The 21,502-nt window shown below is 58.1% G+C and carries 14 protein-coding genes and 5 pseudogenes; 6 read left to right on the top strand and 13 right to left on the bottom strand.

The window, feature by feature from the left end; all coding sequences use genetic code 11:
* Positions 1-59 precede the first annotated feature (59 nt).
* Complete coding sequence (locus tag FHT86_RS04825) at positions 60-584, bottom strand: sigma-70 family RNA polymerase sigma factor (RefSeq protein ID WP_246779392.1); 525 nt, start codon at positions 582-584, stop codon at positions 60-62.
* 95 nt (positions 585-679) lie between these two features.
* Positions 680-958, bottom strand: a complete 279-nt coding sequence (locus FHT86_RS04830; RefSeq protein WP_133705756.1) for a hypothetical protein — start codon at positions 956-958, stop codon at positions 680-682.
* Positions 959-1,193: 235 nt separating this feature from the next.
* On the opposite strand from FHT86_RS04830, the gene ligD reads away from it, so the two are divergent.
* Together ligD and FHT86_RS04840 are read left to right on the top strand one after the other, a co-directional pair.
* The gene (gene ligD, locus FHT86_RS04835; RefSeq protein WP_133705757.1) at positions 1,194-3,851 is read left to right on the top strand and encodes a DNA ligase D; all 2,658 of its coding nucleotides are present in this window, start codon (positions 1,194-1,196) and stop codon (positions 3,849-3,851) included.
* A gap of 9 nt (positions 3,852-3,860) precedes the next feature.
* Positions 3,861-4,904 carry an ATP-dependent DNA ligase gene (locus tag FHT86_RS04840; RefSeq protein ID WP_133705758.1) on the top strand — a complete coding sequence of 348 codons (1,044 nt, stop codon included), beginning with the start codon at positions 3,861-3,863 and terminating at the stop codon, positions 4,902-4,904.
* Between the two features lie 498 nt (positions 4,905-5,402).
* On the opposite strand, the gene FHT86_RS04845 is transcribed toward FHT86_RS04840, so the two are convergent.
* The 8 genes and pseudogenes from FHT86_RS04845 to FHT86_RS04880 form a co-directional block, all read right to left on the bottom strand.
* A complete protein-coding gene (locus FHT86_RS04845; RefSeq protein WP_133705759.1) occupies positions 5,403-7,754 on the bottom strand; it encodes a glycosyltransferase family 4 protein in 2,352 nt (783 codons plus the stop codon).
* Positions 7,751-10,939: a glycosyltransferase gene (locus FHT86_RS04850; RefSeq protein WP_133705760.1), complete on the bottom strand. Its 3,189-nt coding sequence runs from the start codon at positions 10,937-10,939 to the stop codon at positions 7,751-7,753. Before FHT86_RS04850 ends, FHT86_RS04845 begins: the two co-directional genes overlap by 4 nt.
* 55 nt (positions 10,940-10,994) lie before the next feature.
* Entirely contained in the window at positions 10,995-13,226 is a 2,232-nt protein-coding gene (glf, locus tag FHT86_RS04855; RefSeq protein WP_246779393.1) for a UDP-galactopyranose mutase, read from the bottom strand.
* Positions 13,227-13,416: 190 nt separating this feature from the next.
* Positions 13,417-14,583 (bottom strand): glycosyltransferase, encoded by a 1,167-nt coding sequence (locus FHT86_RS04860; protein WP_133705762.1) that lies wholly within the window; start codon positions 14,581-14,583, stop codon positions 13,417-13,419.
* Between the two features lie 345 nt (positions 14,584-14,928).
* Complete coding sequence (locus tag FHT86_RS04865) at positions 14,929-15,381, bottom strand: hypothetical protein (protein WP_133705763.1); 453 nt, start codon at positions 15,379-15,381, stop codon at positions 14,929-14,931.
* 788 nt (positions 15,382-16,169) lie between these two features.
* The gene (locus FHT86_RS04870) at positions 16,170-16,484 is read right to left on the bottom strand and encodes an oxidoreductase (RefSeq protein WP_133705764.1); all 315 of its coding nucleotides are present in this window, start codon (positions 16,482-16,484) and stop codon (positions 16,170-16,172) included.
* 446 nt (positions 16,485-16,930) lie between these two features.
* Entirely contained in the window at positions 16,931-17,104 is a 174-nt protein-coding gene (locus FHT86_RS37840; protein WP_246779487.1) for a DUF4142 domain-containing protein, read from the bottom strand.
* Positions 17,102-17,333 (bottom strand): annotated as a pseudogene (locus FHT86_RS04880) (ferritin-like domain-containing protein); the annotation flags it as partial. The gene FHT86_RS37840 and the pseudogene FHT86_RS04880, both read right to left, overlap by 3 nt.
* Before the next feature lie 116 nt (positions 17,334-17,449).
* On the opposite strand from FHT86_RS04880, the gene FHT86_RS04885 reads away from it, so the two are divergent.
* Together FHT86_RS04885 and FHT86_RS04890 are read left to right on the top strand one after the other, a co-directional pair.
* Positions 17,450-17,728, top strand: a complete 279-nt coding sequence (locus tag FHT86_RS04885; protein ID WP_133705765.1) for a DUF2934 domain-containing protein — start codon at positions 17,450-17,452, stop codon at positions 17,726-17,728.
* 165 nt (positions 17,729-17,893) lie between these two features.
* Positions 17,894-18,037 (top strand): annotated as a pseudogene (locus tag FHT86_RS04890) (transposase); the annotation flags it as partial.
* Here the strand turns inward: FHT86_RS04890 and FHT86_RS04895 are convergent.
* From FHT86_RS04895 to FHT86_RS04905, 3 genes and pseudogenes are all read right to left on the bottom strand, one after another.
* Positions 18,032-18,910: pseudogene (locus tag FHT86_RS04895) on the bottom strand (recombinase family protein); the annotation flags it as partial. The pseudogenes FHT86_RS04890 and FHT86_RS04895 sit on opposite strands and share 6 nt — an antisense overlap.
* Positions 18,897-19,076, bottom strand: coding sequence for a hypothetical protein (locus FHT86_RS04900; RefSeq protein ID WP_133705766.1), 180 nt, complete (start codon positions 19,074-19,076; stop codon positions 18,897-18,899). The gene FHT86_RS04900 and the pseudogene FHT86_RS04895, both read right to left, overlap by 14 nt.
* A 672-nt stretch (positions 19,077-19,748) precedes the next feature.
* Positions 19,749-20,760, bottom strand: a pseudogene (locus FHT86_RS04905) (IS110 family transposase).
* 68 nt (positions 20,761-20,828) lie between these two features.
* On the opposite strand from FHT86_RS04905, the pseudogene FHT86_RS38790 reads away from it, so the two are divergent.
* Both FHT86_RS38790 and FHT86_RS04910 read left to right on the top strand, forming a co-directional pair.
* Positions 20,829-20,956 (top strand): annotated as a pseudogene (locus FHT86_RS38790) (transposase domain-containing protein); the annotation flags it as partial.
* A gap of 79 nt (positions 20,957-21,035) precedes the next feature.
* Positions 21,036-21,413 carry a hypothetical protein gene (locus FHT86_RS04910; protein ID WP_133705767.1) on the top strand — a complete coding sequence of 126 codons (378 nt, stop codon included), beginning with the start codon at positions 21,036-21,038 and terminating at the stop codon, positions 21,411-21,413.
* Positions 21,414-21,502 lie beyond the last annotated feature (89 nt).

Below are 21,502 nucleotides of genomic sequence, written 5' to 3' on the forward strand. Positions count from 1 at the left end.
ATTTCGATGATTGGCGTCGGGCCCAATACGAGCCGTATCCCATCACTCGTTGATAATCCCTAGTTGATCGAGATCGCGGCGACGGGGTCGGCATCGCCGAGCATTTCCGCCAAGTGCAGCCGTCCCCGCGAAACGCGGCTCTTGATGGTGCCGACTTTGCATCGGCAGGCCACCGCGGCGTCCTCGTACGAAATACCGTTGGCAACGAGAAGGATAGCCTTTCTCTCCCCGGCCGAGAGGCGTCGAAGCGCTGCGTCCACGTCCACCGCGCGCAGCGCCCAATCCTGTCCAGCCAATACCGGCACGTCGTAGGTCACTGCGTCGTCCAGCCCGCCGCAGCTTTCACGAATTCTTCGCCTGTACGCACTGCAATACGCGTTCCGCATGATCGTGAACAGCCATGACTTCATGCAGGAACCTGGTCTGAAGTGGTCGAGGTGACCGAGCGCCCGGAAGATCGCCTCCTGCACAAGATCGTCGGCATCGCTGCTGGACCGCACGAACCGGAAGGCGAATGACCGAAGCGCTGGTATGAGCGTTACAATTTCCTCCTCAATGCTGGTAGAACTCGATAATGCCTGCAACCGCGTAGCTCCCGTTAAAGTGGGCCAATGCCCGATAACGCACGTTGTTCCATGTTCGAAACCGTACATTCATCAATCGGGAGGACCGCATTGATTCAAACATCTAGCATTTGGAAAAATCCGCGTGGTGAAAGCTGGAATGTCCGGTGGCAGGCATTCAGCGTTTGAACACCGGAATCGCCCTGAACGATCGAAGCCGCTTGACTGGCCTCGATCGCCTTAGTGGTGCGATCGCGGTGTCCGTCGGGAACCTTCGCCTCGCGACCGAGTTCGGGTGTGAGGGAGGGCATGAAATGACCGACGTCTGCGAAGAAGCAATCAGGCGGGCAGCGTATGCGATGAGGGAATGCGAGGGTCGGCCAGATGGCCAGCATGGCGCGTCCGGATTCATCCGTCCCGAAGAACATCTGAGGCAGGCGAGGGCGGTCAGGTTAGACCAGCGACGATGTGATGGCCCGAGGGACTGAAACCACCCCTTATCAAGAAGGCCTAATGGAAGATAGGGAAGGCTCGTCTCCCACCAAGAGCCCGCCGCCGTACCGCCCGGCTCGTCCAAAGGCCGAAACGCCAGCAAGTTCCGTTGCCGCAATTTAAAAGGTCGAGGCATTCATGGTGGACGACACGCTCTCCAAATATAGATCGAAACGCGATTTCAAGGTCACTCAGGAGCCGAGCGGCGCTGGCCGCCTTAAGCCTTCCAACCGCCAGCGCTTCGTCATCCAGAAGCATGACGCCACCCGGCTTCACTACGATCTGCGCCTGGAGCTTGACGGAGTCTTCAAGTCTTGGGCGGTAACACGCGGCCCTTCGCTGGATCCGCGAGACAAGCGGCTTGCTGTGGAAGTTGAAGACCATCCGCTGGACTACGGAGACTTCGAGGGAACGATCCCAAAGGGTGAATACGGTGGCGGCACCGTAATGCTCTGGGACCGTGGCTACTGGGAACCCGAAGGCAAGAAGACACCCCAGCAGGCTCTCGAGAAAGGCGACTTCAAGTTCACGCTCGAGGGAGTACGCCTTCATGGCAGCTTCGTCCTTGTCCGCATGAAGAATGATCGCGACGTCGGCGAGCGTAGGAATTGGTTACTCATCAAGCATAGGGACGAGTTTGCCGTCGATGGAAACGGTGCCGCGGTTCTCGGCGACGCCACGTCGGTGGCGTCCGGGCGCACGATGGAGGACATCGCCGCTGGAAAGGGCCGCAACCCAAAGCCCTTTATGGCATCCGGCGGCGCCGTCGAAGCGGACGCCGTCTGGGACAGCAGCACGGGTCTTGCCTCGCATCGACGGAAAGTCGGAAAAGAGAAAGACGAAAAACCTTCGCGCACGAAACCGAAGGCGCCGAGCAACCTCCCTGACTTCGTACCTCCGCAGTTGTGCGAGAGCCGCGAACGGCCACCATCCGGGGCCGGCTGGATTCATGAGATCAAGTTCGACGGGTATCGCATCCAGATGCGGGTGTCGGACGGCAAGGTCTCCCTCAAGACCCGGAAGGGGCTCGATTGGACCGCACGATATCAAGCCATCGAGGAGGCGGTCTCCGCGCTCCCGGACGTCATCATCGACGGTGAGATATGTGCCCTCGATGAACACGGCGCACCGGACTTCGCCGCTCTGCAGGCAGCGCTTTCCGAAGGGAAGACGTCCGACCTCGTCTACTTCGCCTTCGATCTCCTGTTCGAAGGCGATATCGATTGGCGAGGCAAGCCTCTAGTGGATCGAAAGGCCCGGCTCCAGGCAGTTCTCAAGGAGGCGGGAAAGAATGAGCGCCTTCGATTTGTCGATCACTTTGACACAGGTGGCGACGCCGTGCTCAAGTCTGCGTGCAGACTCTCGCTTGAAGGGATCGTTTCCAAGAGGGCGGATGCGCCGTACCAGTCGGGCAGGACCGATAGCTGGGCGAAGTCCAAATGCAGGGCCGGGCACGAGGTCGTCATCGGAGGCTGGGCGACGACCAACGGCAAGTTTCGTTCTCTACTGGTAGGGGTGAACCGTGGAGATAGCTTTGTCTATGTCGGACGTGTGGGGACGGGGTATTCCGCAAGCAAGGTCGAGACGCTTCTGCCCCGTCTTCGAGCCATGAAATCGAACCTTTCGCCTTTCACCGGTATCGGCGCGCCAAAGAAAGGTAGCGACATCTTCTGGGTCGAGCCCGAGCTTGTGGCGGAAATCGAGTTTGCAGGATGGACTGCCGATGGCCAGGTTAGACAGGCTGCCTTCAAGGGTTTGCGGGAAGACAAGCCCGCAGGCGAGGTCCAGGCGGAAATGCCGGCTGCACCGGAAAACGTCCAAGTGCCTGAGCCTGAGAAGGAAGTCCCAAAGGCCAGCCGTCGCAAATCGTCCGCGAAGGCAAATGTCATGGGCGTCCTCATATCCCACCCCGACAAGACGCTATGGCCGGACGCAGGCGATGCCAAGCCTGTGACGAAGCTCGACCTTGCGATTTACTTCGAAGCCGTCGGTCCGTGGATGCTTTCGCATCTCAAAGGCCGACCTTGCTCTATTATTCGCGCGCCGGATGGTCTTGGAGGCGAGCAGTTCTTCCAGCGTCACGCCGGACTTGGGACCTCGAACCTTCTGGAGCTGGTGACGGTCTTCGGCGACCGCAAGCCGTACCTTCAAATCGACCGTATAGAAGGGCTCGCGGCGGTCGCCCAAATATCGGGGCTGGAGCTTCATCCTTGGAACTGCGAGCCGGACCAGCCCGAGATGCCGGGTCGGCTCGTATTCGACCTCGACCCCGGAACCAACGTCCCCTTTTCCGTCGTCGTGGAAGCCGCGAAGGAAATGCGGGATCGTCTCGATGCTCTTGGACTGGTTAGCTTTTGCAAGACGACCGGAGGCAAGGGCCTTCATGTCGTGACACCATTGGTCGTGGACAAGAAGAGCAAAATGACATGGCCTGTCGCAAAGTCGTTTGCGCACGATGTCTGTCTGCAGATGTCGAGGGACGCCCCCGACCAATATCTGGTCAATATGGCCAAGAAGCTCCGTAACGGCCGCATCTTTCTTGACTACCTGCGAAACGACAGAATGGCCACGGCTGTTGCTCCGTTGTCGCCTCGAGCCCGTCCAGGCGCCACAGTGTCGATGCCGCTTACCTGGCCGCAAGTGAAGGCAGATCTCGATCCCAATCGCTTCACCGTCAGAACAGTGCCGGCTCTTCTTGAGAAGACCGACGCCTGGAAGGACTATCTCGATAGCGAGCGTTCGCTTGAAAAGGCGATCGAACTTTTGGCCAAGTCCTCGAAACGGTCAGCCGCTTAGGGATAGCCAATGGCGAAGAGTTCCGACGCTCAGGAGTTTGGATTGCCACTCGACCTGGAGCCGATGGAGGCAAAATCCGCCGACGAGCTCCCCAACGAGGAGGGCTGGCAATTCGAGCCAAAATGGGACGGATTTCGATGCCTGGCCTTTAAGGAGGGCGACGTCGTCGATATCAGAGCGAAGTCGGGAAAGCCGCTCGGTCGCTACTTTCCAGAGATCCTGTCTTTGCTGAGAGGTCTGCCACTCGAAAGGTTCGTCGTCGACGGGGAACTGGTGATCGAACTCGAGGGCAGGCTCTCATTCGAGGCCATGCAGATGCGGCTGCATCCTGCCGAGAGCCGAATTCGCAAACTCTCCGCGTCGACACCCGCCAAGCTTGTCCTGTTCGACTTCCTTTTGTCGCCGGATGGGACCTCGTACGTCGACGAACTATTGGCTAACCGGCGCCCTTCTTTGGAAAGGGTCATGAACCCACATCTGAAACCGGCAGAACTCGTCCTGTCGCCCTTCACGACTGACATCGAACAAGCCCGCCGGTGGCTGTTGGAGGCTGGCAACGGCGGGACGGATGGCGTGGTCTGCAAGCGCCTCGACGGGAAGTATGAAGTCGGAACTCGAGCCATGGTGAAGGTTAAGCGTCTGCGGACGGCCGACTGCGTGGTCGGCGGTTTTCGTTATTCAACCAAGTCCAAAGAGGTCGGATCCCTTCTCTTGGGGCTATACAACGAAGAGGGCGAGCTGGATCACGTGGGCTTCACCTCGACCATTTCGGACGCCGAACGCAAAGTGCTCACGAGGAAGCTTGAAGCCCTGCGCGGGCCCCCAGGATTTACAGGCAAGGCGCCGGGCGGTCCTAGCCGATGGAGTACCGAACGGACGGGTGAGTGGGAGCCATTAAAGCTTGAACTCGTCGTCGAAGTCAGGTTCGACCATGTGACCGGGCATCGATTTCGGCATGGCACCATGCTGATGCGTTGGCGGCCCGATAAGAAGCCGTCGCAGTGCAGGTTCGACCAAATTGAGCAGGCCGTCCCTAGAGATCCGACATCCTAAGGTTCGCTTCCGTCTCGCGCAATTCGCCAGGACGGCGCGGACGCCTGTTCCGCCCGCAGCAGTACCGACGTCGCTCGCACCTTGAAGACCGCCGATAGTTACATTAGCTGGGCGGTCGCAATAGTGTTGTCGTCTTTCTCGCCTCATCGTTGGCATCTCGGCGGCGGCAGAAGCGAGGAGGGTACGGCGGTCCATCATATTCTCCTCGTTGAAACTGCCCGTTAACCTTCGCTCGTACCGAATGTTCCGCGATGGGGAACATTCTCTGCGTCGCTTCAGATTTGAAAGCCCGGCTGATTTAACCGGCCCGTGCTATGCTCGTTCCTAGACGCGATGGAATGCCTTACTCTGGCTCTGGCCGGAGTGGGACTGCGACTGTGATTGGCGGTCGTCGACCCTCGACTTCAGTCTTGCGAACGGTGTCGTTGCCTGCCATGGCAGGCATACCCATGTCGCTCGGGAAGGTCTTCGTCGGCGCCAGGCGACGCCCATGTATTGTCAATTTTGATCGCCAAGCTTTCCGGTCCCACGCCGAGTTAAACCAGTGTGGGTCTGATGGGTGGCAACCGTGGGCCCTAAGCCGGTAAAACCAAATGTTTCCGAACGGAACGTCCCAATCCGCGTATCTAGAATTGCGGCTGCTAGTGGCTGATAAACGCGTCGCCCGGAGCGTGTGATATCGGCGGATAAGAGACCGTTTTCGCAAGCCCGATCATTGTCCCAACCAGGATGATTGACGATTGGATATAGGCACAATCCCTCAAGTGGCACACCAGATTGCATTGCTATTGCGGCCTGCCCTGCTACGTATTCGAACCACGACGCGCGTCGTTCGTCCTCGATACCTGTCTCGGCTATTAGTATCGGCTTGCCGTATCGCGCGAAGGTTTCGACCAGAATTCTGCTGAGGGGTTTGTAGAGTGGGTGACCAATATCAATCGGCCGTTCTCCATGGATCCACTGGTTGTTGAAATAATAATTCACGCCAAGGATGTCGAGATAGCGCTCGCTTCCTCCGATCTGGGGCCACATCCGGCCCGCAATCAGGTCCCAGGCTTGAAACTGCGACTGGAGGTGTCCTTCCGCAGCGCGCCGATGTTCGGGACGCGAAGGATCAGCAATGACATTTATGACGGGTTCGCAATGAACAAAGCGCGCACGAGCGTCCACAGAAGTGATAGCCTCCATAGCAGCGATCGCGGCACGGGCAAGCTGCACTTTGAGCTCAAAACCTCGACCGTTGGCAAAAGGATTCAAATAACCCGCGTCGCCGCCGCCCCAGGAGAAAAACGAGATCTCGTTGACAGGGCAATAAAAGGGAATGTCATCGCACTCCTCGCGCACCATTCGAGCGCATGCAGACGCGAAACGGGCGAAGCGATCGACAAAGCGTGACGACCAGATGTCTAGTCCGTCCGGCCAGCCATAATGCAGCAGGTCCCAGATGACCTGCGTTGCCGTATTTGCGGCTGCTCGGATCATCGGCCGAGCGCTCGACCAGTCAAAGTCACCGGACTTCTCGATCAAGTGCCATCGGAAACCATCCCGCACGGTGCGGATTCCAAAACTTTGAAGCTGGCGGTAATCCTCCTCGGCATAACGATCGTGGCCGATAGCGGCTATCATGTCGAGACGACGGCCTTGGGTCTCTTCCTCGTTCGACCTTAGCTGATGGGTCGAACATTCGAAACCGCCTTGCAGGAAGGATTGGAACAGGCCGGTGGGCCCGGATGCCCTGTGTTCGCGAAGGACACTATCTAGCAACTGCTCCCATTGTGGTAACACCGCGTCAACGCAATAGCTCGTTTCGACCTTCCCCCGCAACGAGGCGCCAAGTGCCCGCCGACGCGAAGGGGATTCGATCAGCGAGCGCATCTGCTCGGCGACGATAGCAGGATTTCCAAAGGGAACGAACAACCCAGATACCCCGTCAGCGATTTGCTCCATCGCGCCGTTGTCGGCCGTGGCGATCACGGGCAGGCCGGCTGCACCAGCCTCTGCTATGACATGTGGCATGCCTTCGCCGCGCGAAAGCCACGCAAAGATGTCGAATGCCGCCATCAGCGCGGGGATATCCTTCCTGTCGCCGAGGAACTGTAGCACGTCACTAATTCCTCGTCGGGCGGCAAGGCTTTTCAGCTTGACCGCATAGTCCGGCAGGAATGAATCGTGTCCACCGACAATCACGAAACGAGCGTGTTGCGTGGTGGCTTTCACCATTGCGGCTGCTTCGATAAAGTCTTCGACATTCTTCTTGGGATCGAGCCGGCCGACCCAACCAATTAGAATCTCGTCTTCGGCGATACCGAGGCTTGCGCGGGTGGGGCCCCGCTGTAGAGTATCGTACGCCGATAGATCGACCATCGACGGGATCTCCAGGGCATGATGCTCGCGCCCCGGCATCCGTGATGCAGCAGCGTCGCGAATTGAACGGCATACTCCGATGTAGCGTGTTGTAAAATGCTTGGGGCCCGCCAGCGCTTCGGAGACCAGCCCGCCATGTTCGATGAGGGGCGGGCGAAGGTGGAGGCGCTCCAGAGCGGGATAGATATCCGCGACGTTCTGGCAGGAGATGACCACATCATAGCCGGGGATTTTGGAGGCAAGATAGCGAACCGTATCGTCGAATGAGAGTTCATAAGGTAGTGTATCAACGTCGATCCCGAGGGAACTGAGCTGCTCGTGCGTCTGATCCGGCATGCCGGGCCTCCTGAAGCAGGCGACAACATCGATACGATAGCGCCGACGGTCCAGGTTTTTGGCGAGTAGCCGCACCTCGGTTTCTTCTCCCCCGACGACTAGCCAGGCGAAGACGAAAAGGATTCGGATAGGTGTTGGTTCAACAGTCATTCGCCGACCTTGAATACGACCTGCAGAAACTCCGGCCGTTTCTCGACCAGATCGACTAGGAAAGCGGGAGCCTCGTTCAACGGGACGACGTGGGTGATCATGTGCTCCCGGATCGTTCTACCTTCTGAGCAAAGGAGGTCTACAGTGGCGTGGGCAAGTCGGCGGCGGTCCCAGAGGGGCGCCAGTCCTCGTGGGACACGGTTGATCTGCGCGCAGCGGATACTAAGGCCATTGTGATGAAATTCCTCGCCGAGCCGTAATGCATCGGCGCCACCCTGATAGAAGGCAAGGTCGATCGCCGTGCCCTGCGGACGCAAGGCCTTGAGCGCTGTGTGCAGGCTACCTGCATGGGCCCGTGTCTGGAATACGAGGTCCGCACCGCGACCCATCGTGCCGTCGTGCCAGCAAGCCTTGGCATGCTGCCAGGCCTGCTCCTCCGTCATCGCGGTGAACCCCATGGCGTCCGCCTTGCTGCGTCGGAAATCCGAGGGGTCGGTGATCACGACCTCCGACGCGCCGAGCGATCGGGAAAAGAGGGCGGTCATCAGTCCCACGGTGCCGGCCCCGATGACAATCACCGGCCGGCCGGCAACGCCCACGCCTAGCGTAGCGACATTTGTCCCGAACGCTTCCGCATCGGCATGCAGTATCCCGTTGGCGGCGATTGGCCCCATCTGGGCGACGAAGACGCCAAGCAGCGGGTCAAGCTCCGGCGGTAAATCGACAAGCAGATCGTGGAACGGGTCCGCTGTGTGACCGGTCTTATGCGCGTAGGTCGTGGCAAGCACTGCCCCATTTGAGAAACCCTGCGCCCTTGACTCCGAGACTTCTGCGACCTCCATGTAGCCAAGGAATGGAACGGGATAGTGTAAGTCGGGCTCGTTATCGATGAACACGCCACGCCCGCCATCGAAGCGGGATCGAAAATAAGGATTAGTGTTCTTCATGAATGTCAGCTCGGTTCCGGCGGATAAGCCAGTATACAGCGTGTCAAGCCGCACCTGACCCTCCGCTGGTGGACCTTCCTCATATTCGAAGAAACCGGCCCGGCCCGGGGCCTCGATGCCGAGGGAGCGAACCCGGCGATGGCCAACCGCAAGCCCTTGAACCGCTTCCGGCCGAGGCTGCATCAGCAAGGGCTCTAGTTCCCGCCGGCTTATCTCTGGCCGGGCGAGGTGTACGGGTTGACCACTGCGAGCGGAAGATACCACCGCCAAGGCAAGCCGGTGCGTGGCAAGTGCATCGTCATAGGGGCAACGGATTCGATTTTCTTTACCGCGCACGGCGTCGATAAAATCGCGGTCTTCACGCCACACCGGGTCCCCGTCAGCACGACGCACAGGCCGGCCCCTTCCGACATCAACCATAAGCTCACGGTCGGTCAGCTCGATGGCAAGCTGATCAGCAAAGATGTGCAGCCCGACGCGGTGGCTCCAGCCAAGAAGGCACGTCGACGCGAAATTGGCGACCACTCCTGCTTCAAAGGTGAGGCTTGCGGTCGTAACGGTCGGCACGTCGAGTCCGGGAAAACCTTGTCTGTCCTTGTACCCCGAGCGCCCGTAAACATCGGTTACTTCACCGACCAGGAACCGCGCGAGATCGAGAAGATGCGTCGTCTGCTCCACCATCTGGCCGCCGGATTTGTCCTCTTTCCACCACCATCGGGGGGGCGGTGTCGAGTCCAGCCAATATCCGGACAGCAGTTGTGCAGGATTGGCCGCCAACAGGCCCCGCACCTCGTCGACGATATCGAGATAACGCCAATGATAGCCGACACCCGTGATGAGGTTCCTATTCGATATGGCTGCAGAGATTTCTTCAGCTAATGAAAGGTCCAGCGATACGGGCTTTTCAACGAAAAAAGGAATTCTGCGCTCTATAAGGTCACGCTCAGGCTCGCCATGGGCAAACGGCGGGATGCAGATGTAGACAGCATCAAGCCTTTGCGTGTCCAGCATTTCGCGATGATGGCTGAATGATCTGGCGCCGAAGCGCATCGCCGCTTCGTCGGCTCGGCCACGATCGGGGTCGGCGAATCCTACAAGTTCGACATCGTCGAAGCAGGTCAGAATGTCCAGGTGCCGGTGCGCGATACCTCCGACGCCGATGAAGCCCAGCCGTGTTTTTTCCATGGGATTGTCCTCTCGCATTTGATCTGCCGGATGGATCAGGAATCGCTCGTAGACGGCTCCGGTCTCTGCTGCCATTCGATGGACGGAAAAGTCGCGCTCGAAACGTTCGAGGCCGGCCTTGCCTATAGCCGCCAGACGCTCCGGATTCCCAAGCGCCCGATTGACGACTGTGGCCAGCGACATTGAGACTCCTGGTTCGGCGAAATAGGGATGATCTTCACCCAGGGCCTCTACCGTCCCGCCGATCCGTGTTGCAATCACCGGAATAGCGAGCGACATGGCCTCCAGAACCACCAGCGGAAGCCCTTCGAAGCGCGATGGAAGAATGAAAAGATCAGCGATCGCCATGATATCGGCGACATCGGATCTGTGTCCCAGAAAGTGGGTATAAGAGCCTACTCCCAATTCACTCGCAAGGGCTTTGACCGGTTCTTCCTCCGGGCCGGATCCGATGAAAAGCACGGCAACAGAAGGATAAACTTTTAAAATGCCCGGCAGGGCATGCACCAGCGACGCCTGATCTTTCTGTTTCGTGAAGCGTGCGACGGTCAGCAGGACAATTCGGCCGGCCATTCCCAGTTCCTGCGTCAAAGCGGCTGGCGTCTTCGCAGGCAGAAGCGGAAAGATGCCGTTGCGCACGACCGTCAAACGCGACGGCGCCACATGCGCCTTACGAAAGCTTTTTCGCGAAGCCTCGGAAACGACGATGTGATGCGCCAGTCTTTCAGTTTCACGTCGGTAGTGTTCTTGCTGTTCTGGGTCGGTGAGGAGATAAGGAAGATGCTCGGTGCGGATGATAGGGATGGTGCGAGCGCTTACGCCCGCCGCCAAGTCGTGCCCCTCCCATGCAATTCCTGCGTGGATGTGCAACAGATCGATCTCCGATCTTGACAACCAGTCGTGAAATTCGTCGCTATTTTCAGCCAGCTTCACGCCCATTCCGTAACGTGCGGCACGCGCCAACAATCCCGTACTATCTTGCGAAATCAACGCTATCGTTACATCCCACCGCCCGCTTAAAGCACGCCCTAAAGCGAGCATGTGCTCGCCCATGCCAGAGGGATCGAGGCTATCGGTTGCGAGAAGGACGCGGGGCTTTCTCGTCAAGTTAAGCATCGGCAAGCGCTTTGGTTGTCTCATGGCGCTTTTGCAAGCGGCGGTGCGTCGCCAGTGCCTGACCGACAACTTGGTCCATGTTGTAGTATTTATAGGTGCCAAGCCGCCCAACAAACGTTACGTCGTTTCGCACCTGTCCCAGTGCAGCATATTGCCTATAAAGCGCCTGGTTGTCTGGGCGTGGAATGGGATAATAGGGATCTCCGTCGCCACGCGCGTATTCATAACTAATGCTCGTTTTCGGATGCACCTGTCCGGTCAGATGTTTATATTCCGTAATGCGGGTGTAAGGCACATCCTCGGAGGGGTAGTTGACGACTCCCACCGGAAGCAGTCGTCTGACATCATGCGTCTCGTGGCGGAACTCCAGACTACGATACGGTAAACGTCCGAATCGATAGTCGAAGTATTCGTCAATGGGGCCTGTAAAAATGGTATGATCTGCAAGCCCTTCGCGCTTGATATCGGCAAAATCTGTGCCGACCATGACCGTGATGTTTTCGTGGTCCAGCATTCTTTCGAACATGCGCGTGTAACCGTTTAGAGGCATAGCCTGGAAGCTATCCAGGAAGTACCGGTCGTCCGTACTAGTGCGGGTCGGGACCCGAGCCGTCACCGATCGGTCAAGCTCCGACGGATCAAGCCCCCACTGTTTGCGAGTATAACCTTCAAAAAATGTCCGGTAGAGGTCGGAGCCTACCTGCGATATCACGACGTCGCGCGCTGTCTTCACCGGATCGCATGGCTCGGCACGGTCGGCTAAAAAGCGCGCTGCGGCAGCTTCGTTTGTGAGATCGAGGTCATAGAGCGCGTTCAGCGTCGTGCGATTAATCGGAACGGGAAGGTGCAGGTCGCCGACTTGGGCAAGCACCCGATGTTCATACGGTCGCCACGCCGTAAATTGGGAAAGATAGGCGAAAATATCCTCGCTATTTGTATGGAATATATGAGGCCCATATTTGTGAACAAGTATGCCAGCCTCGTTGTAATGATCATAGGCGTTCCCACCGATATGGGGCCGCCGGTCGCATATGAGAACTGTCTTGCCACTCTCTACGGCCAGGCGCTCGGCCAGAACCGAACCAGCAAATCCCGCCCCTACGATAACATAGTCGTAAGCTTTCGGCGCTGAATGGCACACCGCACGCGCGCCCACCGTCGCCGCGGGAGCGACAGGGCCGGTTGTTTGAAAGGCGGCCTGTCTTACAAGCGTCGACATGCTGCGGAAGGTTGTGTCCCAGGAGGACTGGGCGAGGATCTCGTCTACTTGCGCCAACCACGCGCCATCCGAGCGTGCCATCACAAGCGCGGCATCGCACGCGTCCACAAAAGCCTCGGCGCCCTCGGCCAAGAACACACCTGGTACTTTGCCGTAACCGCGGACGACATCGACGATTTGCGTTGCGACCACTGGACATCCTGCGGCCAGATACTCAGGGGTCTTCGTCGGGCTGATGAACCGCGTGGCCTCGTTCAGCGCGAATGGCATGAGTGCAGCATCCCAGCCCGAGAGATAAGCGGGAAGGTCGGTGTAGGCCTTCTGACCGAGATAATGGATGTTGGAAGCCCGTGGCAATTCATCGAGAGAGATTTTTGTGACTGGTCCTAAAAACACGAAGGACAGGTCAGGTCGGGACGACGCGACCAAGCGGATAAGGTCGAGATCAAGCCTTTCATCAATCACGCCATAATAGCCAAGACGTGGCCGAGGGATCGCTGCTTGATCGGCGGGCTCGCGCAACTGGTCGCGGGCGGCGGCGAAGTGATGGGTATCGACGCTCGACGGAAACAAATGGATATTGTCGTGCTGGTTTCTTTTCGCTTCGTAGAGGCTGGCCCCCCCGGTGAAGACCACGTCGGCATGGGCCATCAGCGCCGTCTCCGTCTTCTTCAGATTCGCCGGCGCGAATTTGAAGTTCGCCAGTTCGTCCATGCAATCATAGATAACTGCAACCGCATCGACATGTGCCGCAAAGGTGAACATCAGCGGCGTATAAAACCACAGGATCGGACGCCTGCCTCCTTGAAGTGCGATCAGCTCGTCAAGCAACTGGCTGAGCGCGGACTCGCGTTCGGATTCGCTCCACCAATGGGGGATGCGCGGCCGGATCGACTTGACCGTTGTGCCTTCAAATGGGTGGATTTCCAGGTAGGCGAGATGGTGGTCTGTCGGTATGAATTCCTCGAAAAAGAAGACTTGGCGCTCTCGTGAAAAGCGCTGCATCAAATGCTGCGGCCTTTGAAGAACAAAGTCCCATCTCAAATGCGAGAAGCAGATTAGAGGCGCGTCGAGGAATACAGTGTGGTCAGACGGTTGCGGGACAGAATTGAGCATATTCGTTGAGCACCTCGTGATAGAAGTGCCTGCGAACTCCAGATCAGCGCAAAAGTTCCCACTGCTGCCAATTATCCGCCTAAGAGCGAGAAATAATGCGCTTCAGTTTCCGGATGGTATGTGGCCACGTCCAGTTTGCCAGGACAACCTCGCGGGGAGCGAACGTCTCATGCCGTGCCAGCATGTCGCGGATTCCCTCATGAAAGTTCTCTGCCGGAGCCATGAGACCCGTTCTTGGTGTAATGTACTGTAGACCACAGCGCAGCTTGCTATTGGCAAGGACCGGTATTCCGGCCAACATATATTCCGTTAGGATAGCAGGAGCGCCATCGTCGACGCCGCAGACGACCCCGATCCGCGCTTGGTTCATAAGCCGGTTCACTTCTTCGAACGGCACTCCCGGTGGATCGATGAAGTCGACATTGATCCTAAGTTCATCGGCTTGCCGGCGCAAAATGTCGATCATCTCGCCGTAGCCGCAGACGCAGATCGTGCGTAAAGAGCGAGGCAGTTTGTTCAGAGCCTCAAACAAAATGTCGTGCCGTTTGTAAGGTTGCGCGGCGGCAACGTAGATAACATCATGGGTCTTAGGCAGGCCCAGTGGCTTGAATGTTAACTCGGAGGCGAATTCGGGCCCGATCGGCATGATCGCGGTGGGGATGGTCGGATGGCGCAAGCGCACTATCTGTGACTGCCACTCGGAGCCTGTAAGAATAAGGTCGAAATGCCGACTTACTTCGAAGGGCACGCGTAAGGCAGGTGCGTCGATCGAATTATAGATCTTAAAACTGTCCTGGCAAGCTAACAGCACGTCTTCACTGACGCCGAGGCCCCACACGCACAAGATCGATGGCGGCCCAAAGGCCGAAAGATGGCCGAGCATGTCATTCGAAGCGTGCGGCGCTGCTGATCCATTCATTCGAAAGGCGCGACGAGTTAGAAACTGGCTAGTACTAGGCTGGTCGAGAGGCGGTTTCTCGCCACGCCAATGTGTCCAAATCTCAGCACAGTCAACAAGCCCGCCACGGACTGCCGCAAGGGGAAGCCGCTCCAGGTAGCCGCCGACGACTTCAACCGCCTGCCTCAAGTGCGGAGCGTGTGGAATGCTTCCACGCTGCCCTGCAAGCCATTGTTCCCGAAATTGGCGCACGGACTGCAAGTCCCCGGCTTCCGATTTCCCATCCTGGAAATCGCTGATGACGACAATGCGCCGCAGCCTGTTGGGCGCTGCCAAATACGATACCATGACGAAAGTCCATGCAGCTCGAGGGACGTCTACTGATTAGGGGGCGGATAACATCCGGCCTCGTACTAGGTTCCATGCGCCCACGGACGGTTGTACGAGGCGAACTATCATTGAGAGTCTGATGCTCTCGAACGATGGACCGCCGCTCGTGGGCGAAGCCATCCTGTCATGAATCGCCACCAGCGAGCGGTCGATGAAGTAGTGATGCCCTCGTGGGAGCCTTCGCCGCTGTCGTTCTTGATCGGCTATCTTCCACCCGGTCAATCTTTATTGTTCAGGAAGATAACGCGCGGATGTCGCCAAAGATCAGTAGCTGGCGGCCAACAATGCGGGTATTGCCGCTGATCAATCAGGCTGCACAGGTCGGATTGTGTCGACTGAGATGTTTCCCTCAAGCACGCCTCTCGCGACGTCGGTGCGGTCACGGTCGATTTCGATCACGGTATAGAGCTTTTCGTCGCGGAAGGCACTGGCATTGGCCGTGGTCACATCATCGGCGGGCGCCGCATCGATTTCCATAAAATCAAGCTCGCGGCTCGCGGCCACGATGCGGGCATCTCCAGTCGTCCGTGCTGCAACGATGACTACTCCATGTCCCGGTGAATTGGCCCAGCGGGGGTCCTCCGGCGCGGCGATCGGTTCCAGGCGATAGATCCTTAGGGGCTCGCCATCCGCGTAAGTGGAGCCCTTCGCAGCCGCGTCTTTTATCTGCGCCTTGCTTTCCATCGAGCGCCCAAACGTATTCGGATTGGTCGCGTTGTTGATATCGTCGATACCTATCTTTGAAACGTTCGACATTCTGATCTCCATTGTCAATAACGATAACGACGCCGATCTCCAACTGTTCCTGAATTCACAAACGCGCGGACCAAGAGGCGAGAACCGCCTGACTAGAAACCAGGGTCGGTGGTCCGGAGAAGGCTATGCATTCTCGCCTGACCATGGCAACGCCGTGGTGGTCGGCGCAGGTGCGAGAGGAAGATACGATGGGCTCACGCCAGCGCCTCCGACGATCGGCCCATTTGGATGACAGGGGTAGCTCCCGTGGTCACAGCCCTCGTGGCACTATCGTACGAAGATTGCGAGAAGGATGATGATCGGCAGGGGAACGCCCAGAAGCCAAAGAAGAATGCCACGACCCATGATGAGATCTCCAGTTCAAACGGTTGTATTCAGCGAGGGAACGCTTTTTTGCAAAAAATGGTTCCGCAATCGCGGCCTGGGCCGGGGGTATCTACGGGAGGGGGCTTTCGCGGCCGTCAGCCTCGCAGGCATTGAGTTCGTCCGCGAGGAGGTCTTGGGCGTCCTTTTTCCCAGCCGGACAAATTCCCTGCCGTTCGAGGCTGCTGGCAGTTCGTCATGGTGTCGATGACCTGCTACGTATCGCCAGCGTCGACCGTCACATGGTATCGCTTCTCGTCCGCCAGTCCGCCACCCCGATCGCAGCCGACCAGAGGATAGTGTTCACCGGGGGATTGGTTCGCATCGGCCAAACGCGGTTGCCACCGGCGGTTTTGTTCTTTGAGCTTCCTCTGTCTAACGCCGAACGCGAGGCAGCGTCAGGAATGTCGCTGCCTCTGCCTGTTTCAGTTACAGTTCGAGGAGGCGGCTGGATTGGCGGCTTTGTCCTGCTTCATGCTGGTGGTGTTTTTCGAGGTGGATTGACCATTGCAGTCACTTGCGTTGCCACCGTCGTTCGATGCGCCAGCACCGCTATTGTTGGTGCCGGTGGCGCCGTTGTTGGAGTCAGACCCGCTAGACGCGCCCGAGTCGCTGGACGAGCCCGAGCCGCTCGATGAGCCCGAGCCGTTACTATTATTACCGGATTGCTGTGCGACAGCCATCGTTGCTAGGCCAAGCGACAGCGAAAGTACTGAGACTGAGAGGATTTTTAGGAACATCGTTATCTCCGTAGGTGCGAGTTACGGCAACCCAACCTTAAAGCTGCGCAGAGGTTCCCGTCCTGATTGGCACTTCCGCAGAAACAGCATGCCTTCAGCTCTCGTTGGCGATGCATTCGGACGACTGGGCGTTAGAGTTTCTCGCTCATCCGCTCCATTCGCGGGCCGCCGCAACCGTGTTCTGGCGGCACGCCCTTCATCGTGGGAACTCCGGGGCGGCTGTTCCAATATCTGCGGCGGCCCGGTCGCTCAGTACTCGCCGAACCAACAGGGCGGCTCAAACACCACGCCCGCTTTTACTCGCTCCGGCTCGTGAGCGTTGTTAACCGACCTTCGACTTCAGCATGTCGAGGTGGTCGATATGCTCGTTGATCTGACCGCGTGCAAGCTTCGTGACGCTCAGGTGTTCGCGGTTCTGTCCTACCCCAAATAGTCCTCTTGGATCGTCAAAAGCTTCTTGTGCCCTTCGAGCTGCGCCGGATGTAAGCCTTCTCGTAGGCCTTGCCAGAGGCACTCTTGAGCTTGTCGAGAGAAGCCTTTCCTTCGGCGTCGAGCATGGCGTCGACTTCGGCTTCCGACGGCGGCTTCAGTGCACCCTCAGCCTTGTCGCTGCTTTCCATCGACCTGTCCTTGAGCGACGAGTGATCCTCGTTCAGTCCGTCGATAACCTCTTCGATACGGAGATCTGTCCTTCAGTCTCCCGAATGTGCTGCTTAAGCTTCGCGGCGACTTCCGGACAGTTCTCGATCCTGGAAAGCTGGGGCTTCATGATCACAGAGCCTGGTTCTCCATCGCGTGTGCGTTCTTTAGCCCAGTTACTAAAACTTCGTGGGTTTCGTTGTCCGACATGGAAATCTCCTCGTGTTCGTGACTTCAAACACAGGCGCTTCCGAATGTTCCGAACTTTGCAGGAACATACGCGTGCGGTCCGAGTTCGCTCCCAATAACTTATCGGAGGAGAAATCATGGAAGATGATCGCGAGGAAGCAGTTAGAAGACTGGCACGCGAAAAATGGGAGCGCCAGGGCCGCCCCGAAGGACAGCACGAGCGTCACTGGCATGAAGCCGCGGCTGAACTGGAAGGCAAGGATCCGGAGCTTCCACAGACCTCGACCCCGGGCGAAGACGGACATGTCGCCGCCACGTCCGGAGGGGACGGGTTCACGGAAGACGGCGAGGCCTCGTCACCAACTGAAGAGCCAACTGCCGTCCCACCAGGGGTCGTTCGAAAGTCCAAACGGTAGCCCGGCCTACACCCGCTATCGTAGGTGTCCTCGCAGATGGAAGCGAGACACAGACCTGGAGGTTGGAAGCTTGGACACAGGAGTACGTCGATGGACGGAACGCGCTGGGCAATGCTCTTTGGAACGGTGACGCTCATCTGCTAGATGGGGGCGGGACTGGTCGCGGTGCTTGGCATGGATGGCTACGCGGGATATAATCGCTTGTTCGCACCGGATCGCGTTGGTCCCGACATTCAGCTCGCCTATTGTTGGGCGCATGCACGGCGCAAGTTCGTCGAGATCACCCACACTGGCTCGGCACCGATTGCGGTCCCGGATCATCACCTCCCAAGTGCCGACGGGTTTGCCGTGCCCGTAACTGCGCCGAGCCCGTCCATCGACGATGGCAGTCCGCTTCTCGCTCTTTCCATAGACGTAGACACCCGCGTAGAAAGGGTTTTTGAGGATGCCGATCACATTGCGATAACGTACTGGCTTCCATACGAAGTTGGTCATGCGCCCTTCATCCGACGGACGCGGGAAGTGAACCTGATCTTTCGTCATCGACAGCAGCACCTGACGCGCACTTCCGAGCTCATGGAAGCGGGCGAATATGGATCGGATCACGTCTTGCAGACGCAGATCGGGGTCCAGCCCAAGCCCGGCCTCACGATGCCAAATGTAGCCGAACGGAACGGAAAGCCGCAATTCGCCACGGCGCGCTTTTGATCTGGCGGCATCAAGCATGCGGGCTCTCAGCACGCCCAATTCAAACTCGCTAATACTGCCCTTCATGCCTAATAGCAGACGGTCGTTGGGGCGGCATGGATTGTAGACACCGTCGTGGTCTATGACGCGGGCTTCAACAAGGCCGCAAAGTTCGAGCAGATGATGCCAATCACGTCCGTTGCGTGCGAGCCGTGATGCATCGAAGCATAGGACGGCACCAACCTTACCGGCACACAGCAGCGCAACGAGACGATCGAAGCCGGGGCGGGCGACCGTTCCGCTGGCAGAGCGCCCGAGGTCGTCGTCGATGGTCTCGATGTCACTGAAGCCGTGGTGTCGCGCAACGTCAGCAAGATCATACTGCCGTCGCTGGCTTTCAAGATTGGTCATGACCTGCGATTGCGAGGACTGCCGTACATACACAACGGCCTTACGAGCGAGAAGCGCCGTCGGCATCAAATCAGTGCCGGTCATCGTTTAGCTCCTCGACGACCAGACCGGCCGCCTGCATCAGCAGGCAAGCCAGAGTTGATACCGCCTTCTTGCGATCCTTGTCGCTCAGTCCGTCGAGCGTCCGGGTTTTGAATATCAGGTCGAGCTGCCGGCCCGACGCCGGCACCAGCGTATCGCGGGATCTCATCATGGTCCTCCTGAGTGATTCTACGTCCACTTCGGAAGAGTGCCGCTATGGTGCCGCCAGAGACCAGCCTGTTCAATTCGACTAGCGCCGCAAGATCGACGCGTGGCGTTCCCATGGTCATGCCGCCGCACACCACAGGATCAATCATCCACCCTGAGATCGCGATGACGACACCTGTCGGCACCAAAACCTTTAGAAACCGGCCTGTCGCTCGTTCTTCGACACGGCAAATAGAAACTCTCTGGCCGAAATACGGATGCCAGCGGTAATAGACCTCGACGTCATCCCCGACATGGGCAGAATGAACGGGGCATTGCCCTCAATCGTAAGAATGCGCTCTTCGCCGGACACGATGCTGGAGCCGAGAATTGGGCGACCATCGCCTCCCTCATTGAGACCTGCATGTGTGGATGGCTCCCGTGATGCAAGAGGCTTATTTGACTGATGCGCGAAAGTCGGCGGCTTGCATGTGTCCGGCCTACATTAAGGCGGCATATCTGGCCGCCGGCCCAGATGAGATCCGCGGACCGGGTCCATAACAAGCTCACGCGCTCTAAGCGCCTACAAGTCTACTGGGTGTCCCGATCTCGTCTAACAACTGTCGCGTCATCTTTCCATTCAGCGCCGTTGCACCACCACCGTCAGGATCCGCCTGATCCTGGCGATAGATACTTATGCCGCTCGATAAGTCTCCTCGCGCGTCATCACCGCCCAAATGATCCTTGCCATTTTGTTTGCCAAGGCAACGGCGGCGAGCTTGATCGGCTTGCGGGCGATAATGCGCCCCAGCCAACTTTGAGCGAAGTTCTGCTTACTCCGCGACCAGCGTATCGTCGACATCGCGCCGATGACTAGGAGACGTCGGATGGTGCGATCACCCATCTTGGTAATACGACCCAACCGCTCTTTGCCACCGCTCGAGTTCTGGCGTGGCACAAGTCCAAGCCAGGCGGCAAAGTCGCGACCCGATCGAAAGCCGCGGATGTCCGGTACTCCAGCCAATATGGCGCTGACGGTGATCGGTCCAATGCCTGGAATACTGAGTAACCTGGCTGATTCAGGCTCTTCGCGGCAATTCTTCCGCATCTGCGCTTCGAGAGCATTGATCCGCGCGTTCAAGGCGACGTACTCATCGACTAGGATGCCTAGCGGCGCTCGAACCGCATCTGGGATCGGCGTTTTCGGATCGGATATCCGCTGGATCAGCGAGCCAACATGTTGAGTACCAGCGGGCGCGATCACACCAAACTCAGCCATGTGACTACGGATCGCATTGATCAGCGAAACACGCTGCCGCGAAAGAAGTTCGTGTGTGCGATGCAGGACGCGAGACGCCTGTTGCGCTAGCGACTTGATCGGAGCTGTGCGAACTGCCGGTCGCGTGACTGCTTCGCAGACGGTTGCAGCGTCTGCTGCGTCGTTCTTTTGCCGCGCGACATAGGGCTTCACGTACGAGGCGGGGATCATTCGGGCGTCATGGCCGAGAGCGCGGATCTCGCGTGCCCAGTGATGCGACGAGGCGCATGCCTCCATTCCGACAACACAAGGCGGCAATTTGGCGAAGAAGCTGAGCACTTCCTCGGCGTAGCTTCTTCTGAAGGACAGGGCGGCCCTTTGCATCCGCCCCTTGAACCTGAAAAACTCGTTTAGCCAGATCGAGCCCAATCGTCGTCACTGCGTTCATGGATGACATCTCCCTGTTAGAGCGATCATCGTGACCGCTCCTTCACTATGGCGCCGGAAGAGGGAGCCATCCACCTCATCAAGCTCAACGCCGTCGACCCACTTGCGTATTTAACGAGCACGCTCACCGCCATCGTCAGTGGCCACAAGCAGAGCGGATAGGAGAACTCCTCCCGTGGAATTACTCGGTGGTGTAATATGCGCTCAAAGGCTTCTATCGACCCATTGCGGACGGTCACGTTTTTAGAGCATTATCAAAGCAGCTTGGGGTAGCTGGTGACAAAATTGCGTAGAAAACTCTTTGGCCGAGGATGGGAGCTCAGCGTCTTTGAGGATGACATTGGCTTGGTTCTCTCGCTCCCGGTCGATTCAGGCTTTTTGACACATAGCTTTGAATTGTACATCAAGAAGCCCGATCTCGAGGCCCTTCAGGGCAGTCAACTGCGGCACAAAATATTGGAATTCATTCTGCATGAGCGCCTTCAATGTCGACTGAATGAAGCAGCCCTTCGGAGCGTTGAAGAAGAAATAGACCCAGTGATCCAGGCAGTTCTGCATGGGAATATAGGCCGTCTTATTGAGGCGGTATCAACCTCTCCGAATTCAGAGCGTATTCGGCATCGATTGAACGGGGCTGGATTAACTCTGGACTGAACGCCAGCAATTGGCGCGAACCGGAAGTGGCGTCGGGAAGCTGTGTCGCCTGTCGGCCCACCTCTGCCAGACCTGAACGTCGCAAATGG

This window comes from Rhizobium sp. BK313, assembly GCF_014193655.1.
GTDB lineage: Bacteria > Pseudomonadota > Alphaproteobacteria > Rhizobiales > Rhizobiaceae > Rhizobium.

Bases quoted from the DNA above. Each gene is read 5' to 3' on its own strand.
- FHT86_RS04900 (WP_133705766.1), bottom strand. From the start codon at position 19,076: ATGAGATCCCGCGATACGCTGGTGCCGGCGTCGGGCCGGCAGCTCGAC.
- FHT86_RS04830 (WP_133705756.1), bottom strand. From the start codon at position 958: ATGCTGGCCATCTGGCCGACCCTCGCATTCCCTCATCGCATACGCTGC.
- FHT86_RS37840 (WP_246779487.1), bottom strand. From the start codon at position 17,104: ATGGAAAGCAGCGACAAGGCTGAGGGTGCACTGAAGCCGCCGTCGGAA.
- FHT86_RS04870 (WP_133705764.1), bottom strand. From the start codon at position 16,484: ATGTTCCTAAAAATCCTCTCAGTCTCAGTACTTTCGCTGTCGCTTGGC.
- FHT86_RS04885 (WP_133705765.1), top strand. From the start codon at position 17,450: ATGGAAGATGATCGCGAGGAAGCAGTTAGAAGACTGGCACGCGAAAAA.
- glf (WP_246779393.1), bottom strand. From the start codon at position 13,226: ATGCAGCGCTTTTCACGAGAGCGCCAAGTCTTCTTTTTCGAGGAATTC.
- FHT86_RS04865 (WP_133705763.1), bottom strand. From the start codon at position 15,381: ATGTCGAACGTTTCAAAGATAGGTATCGACGATATCAACAACGCGACC.
- ligD (WP_133705757.1), top strand. From the start codon at position 1,194: ATGGTGGACGACACGCTCTCCAAATATAGATCGAAACGCGATTTCAAG.
- FHT86_RS04860 (WP_133705762.1), bottom strand. From the start codon at position 14,583: ATGGTATCGTATTTGGCAGCGCCCAACAGGCTGCGGCGCATTGTCGTC.
- FHT86_RS04845 (WP_133705759.1), bottom strand. From the start codon at position 7,754: ATGACTGTTGAACCAACACCTATCCGAATCCTTTTCGTCTTCGCCTGG.
- FHT86_RS04850 (WP_133705760.1), bottom strand. From the start codon at position 10,939: ATGGGCGAGCACATGCTCGCTTTAGGGCGTGCTTTAAGCGGGCGGTGG.
- FHT86_RS04840 (WP_133705758.1), top strand. From the start codon at position 3,861: ATGGCGAAGAGTTCCGACGCTCAGGAGTTTGGATTGCCACTCGACCTG.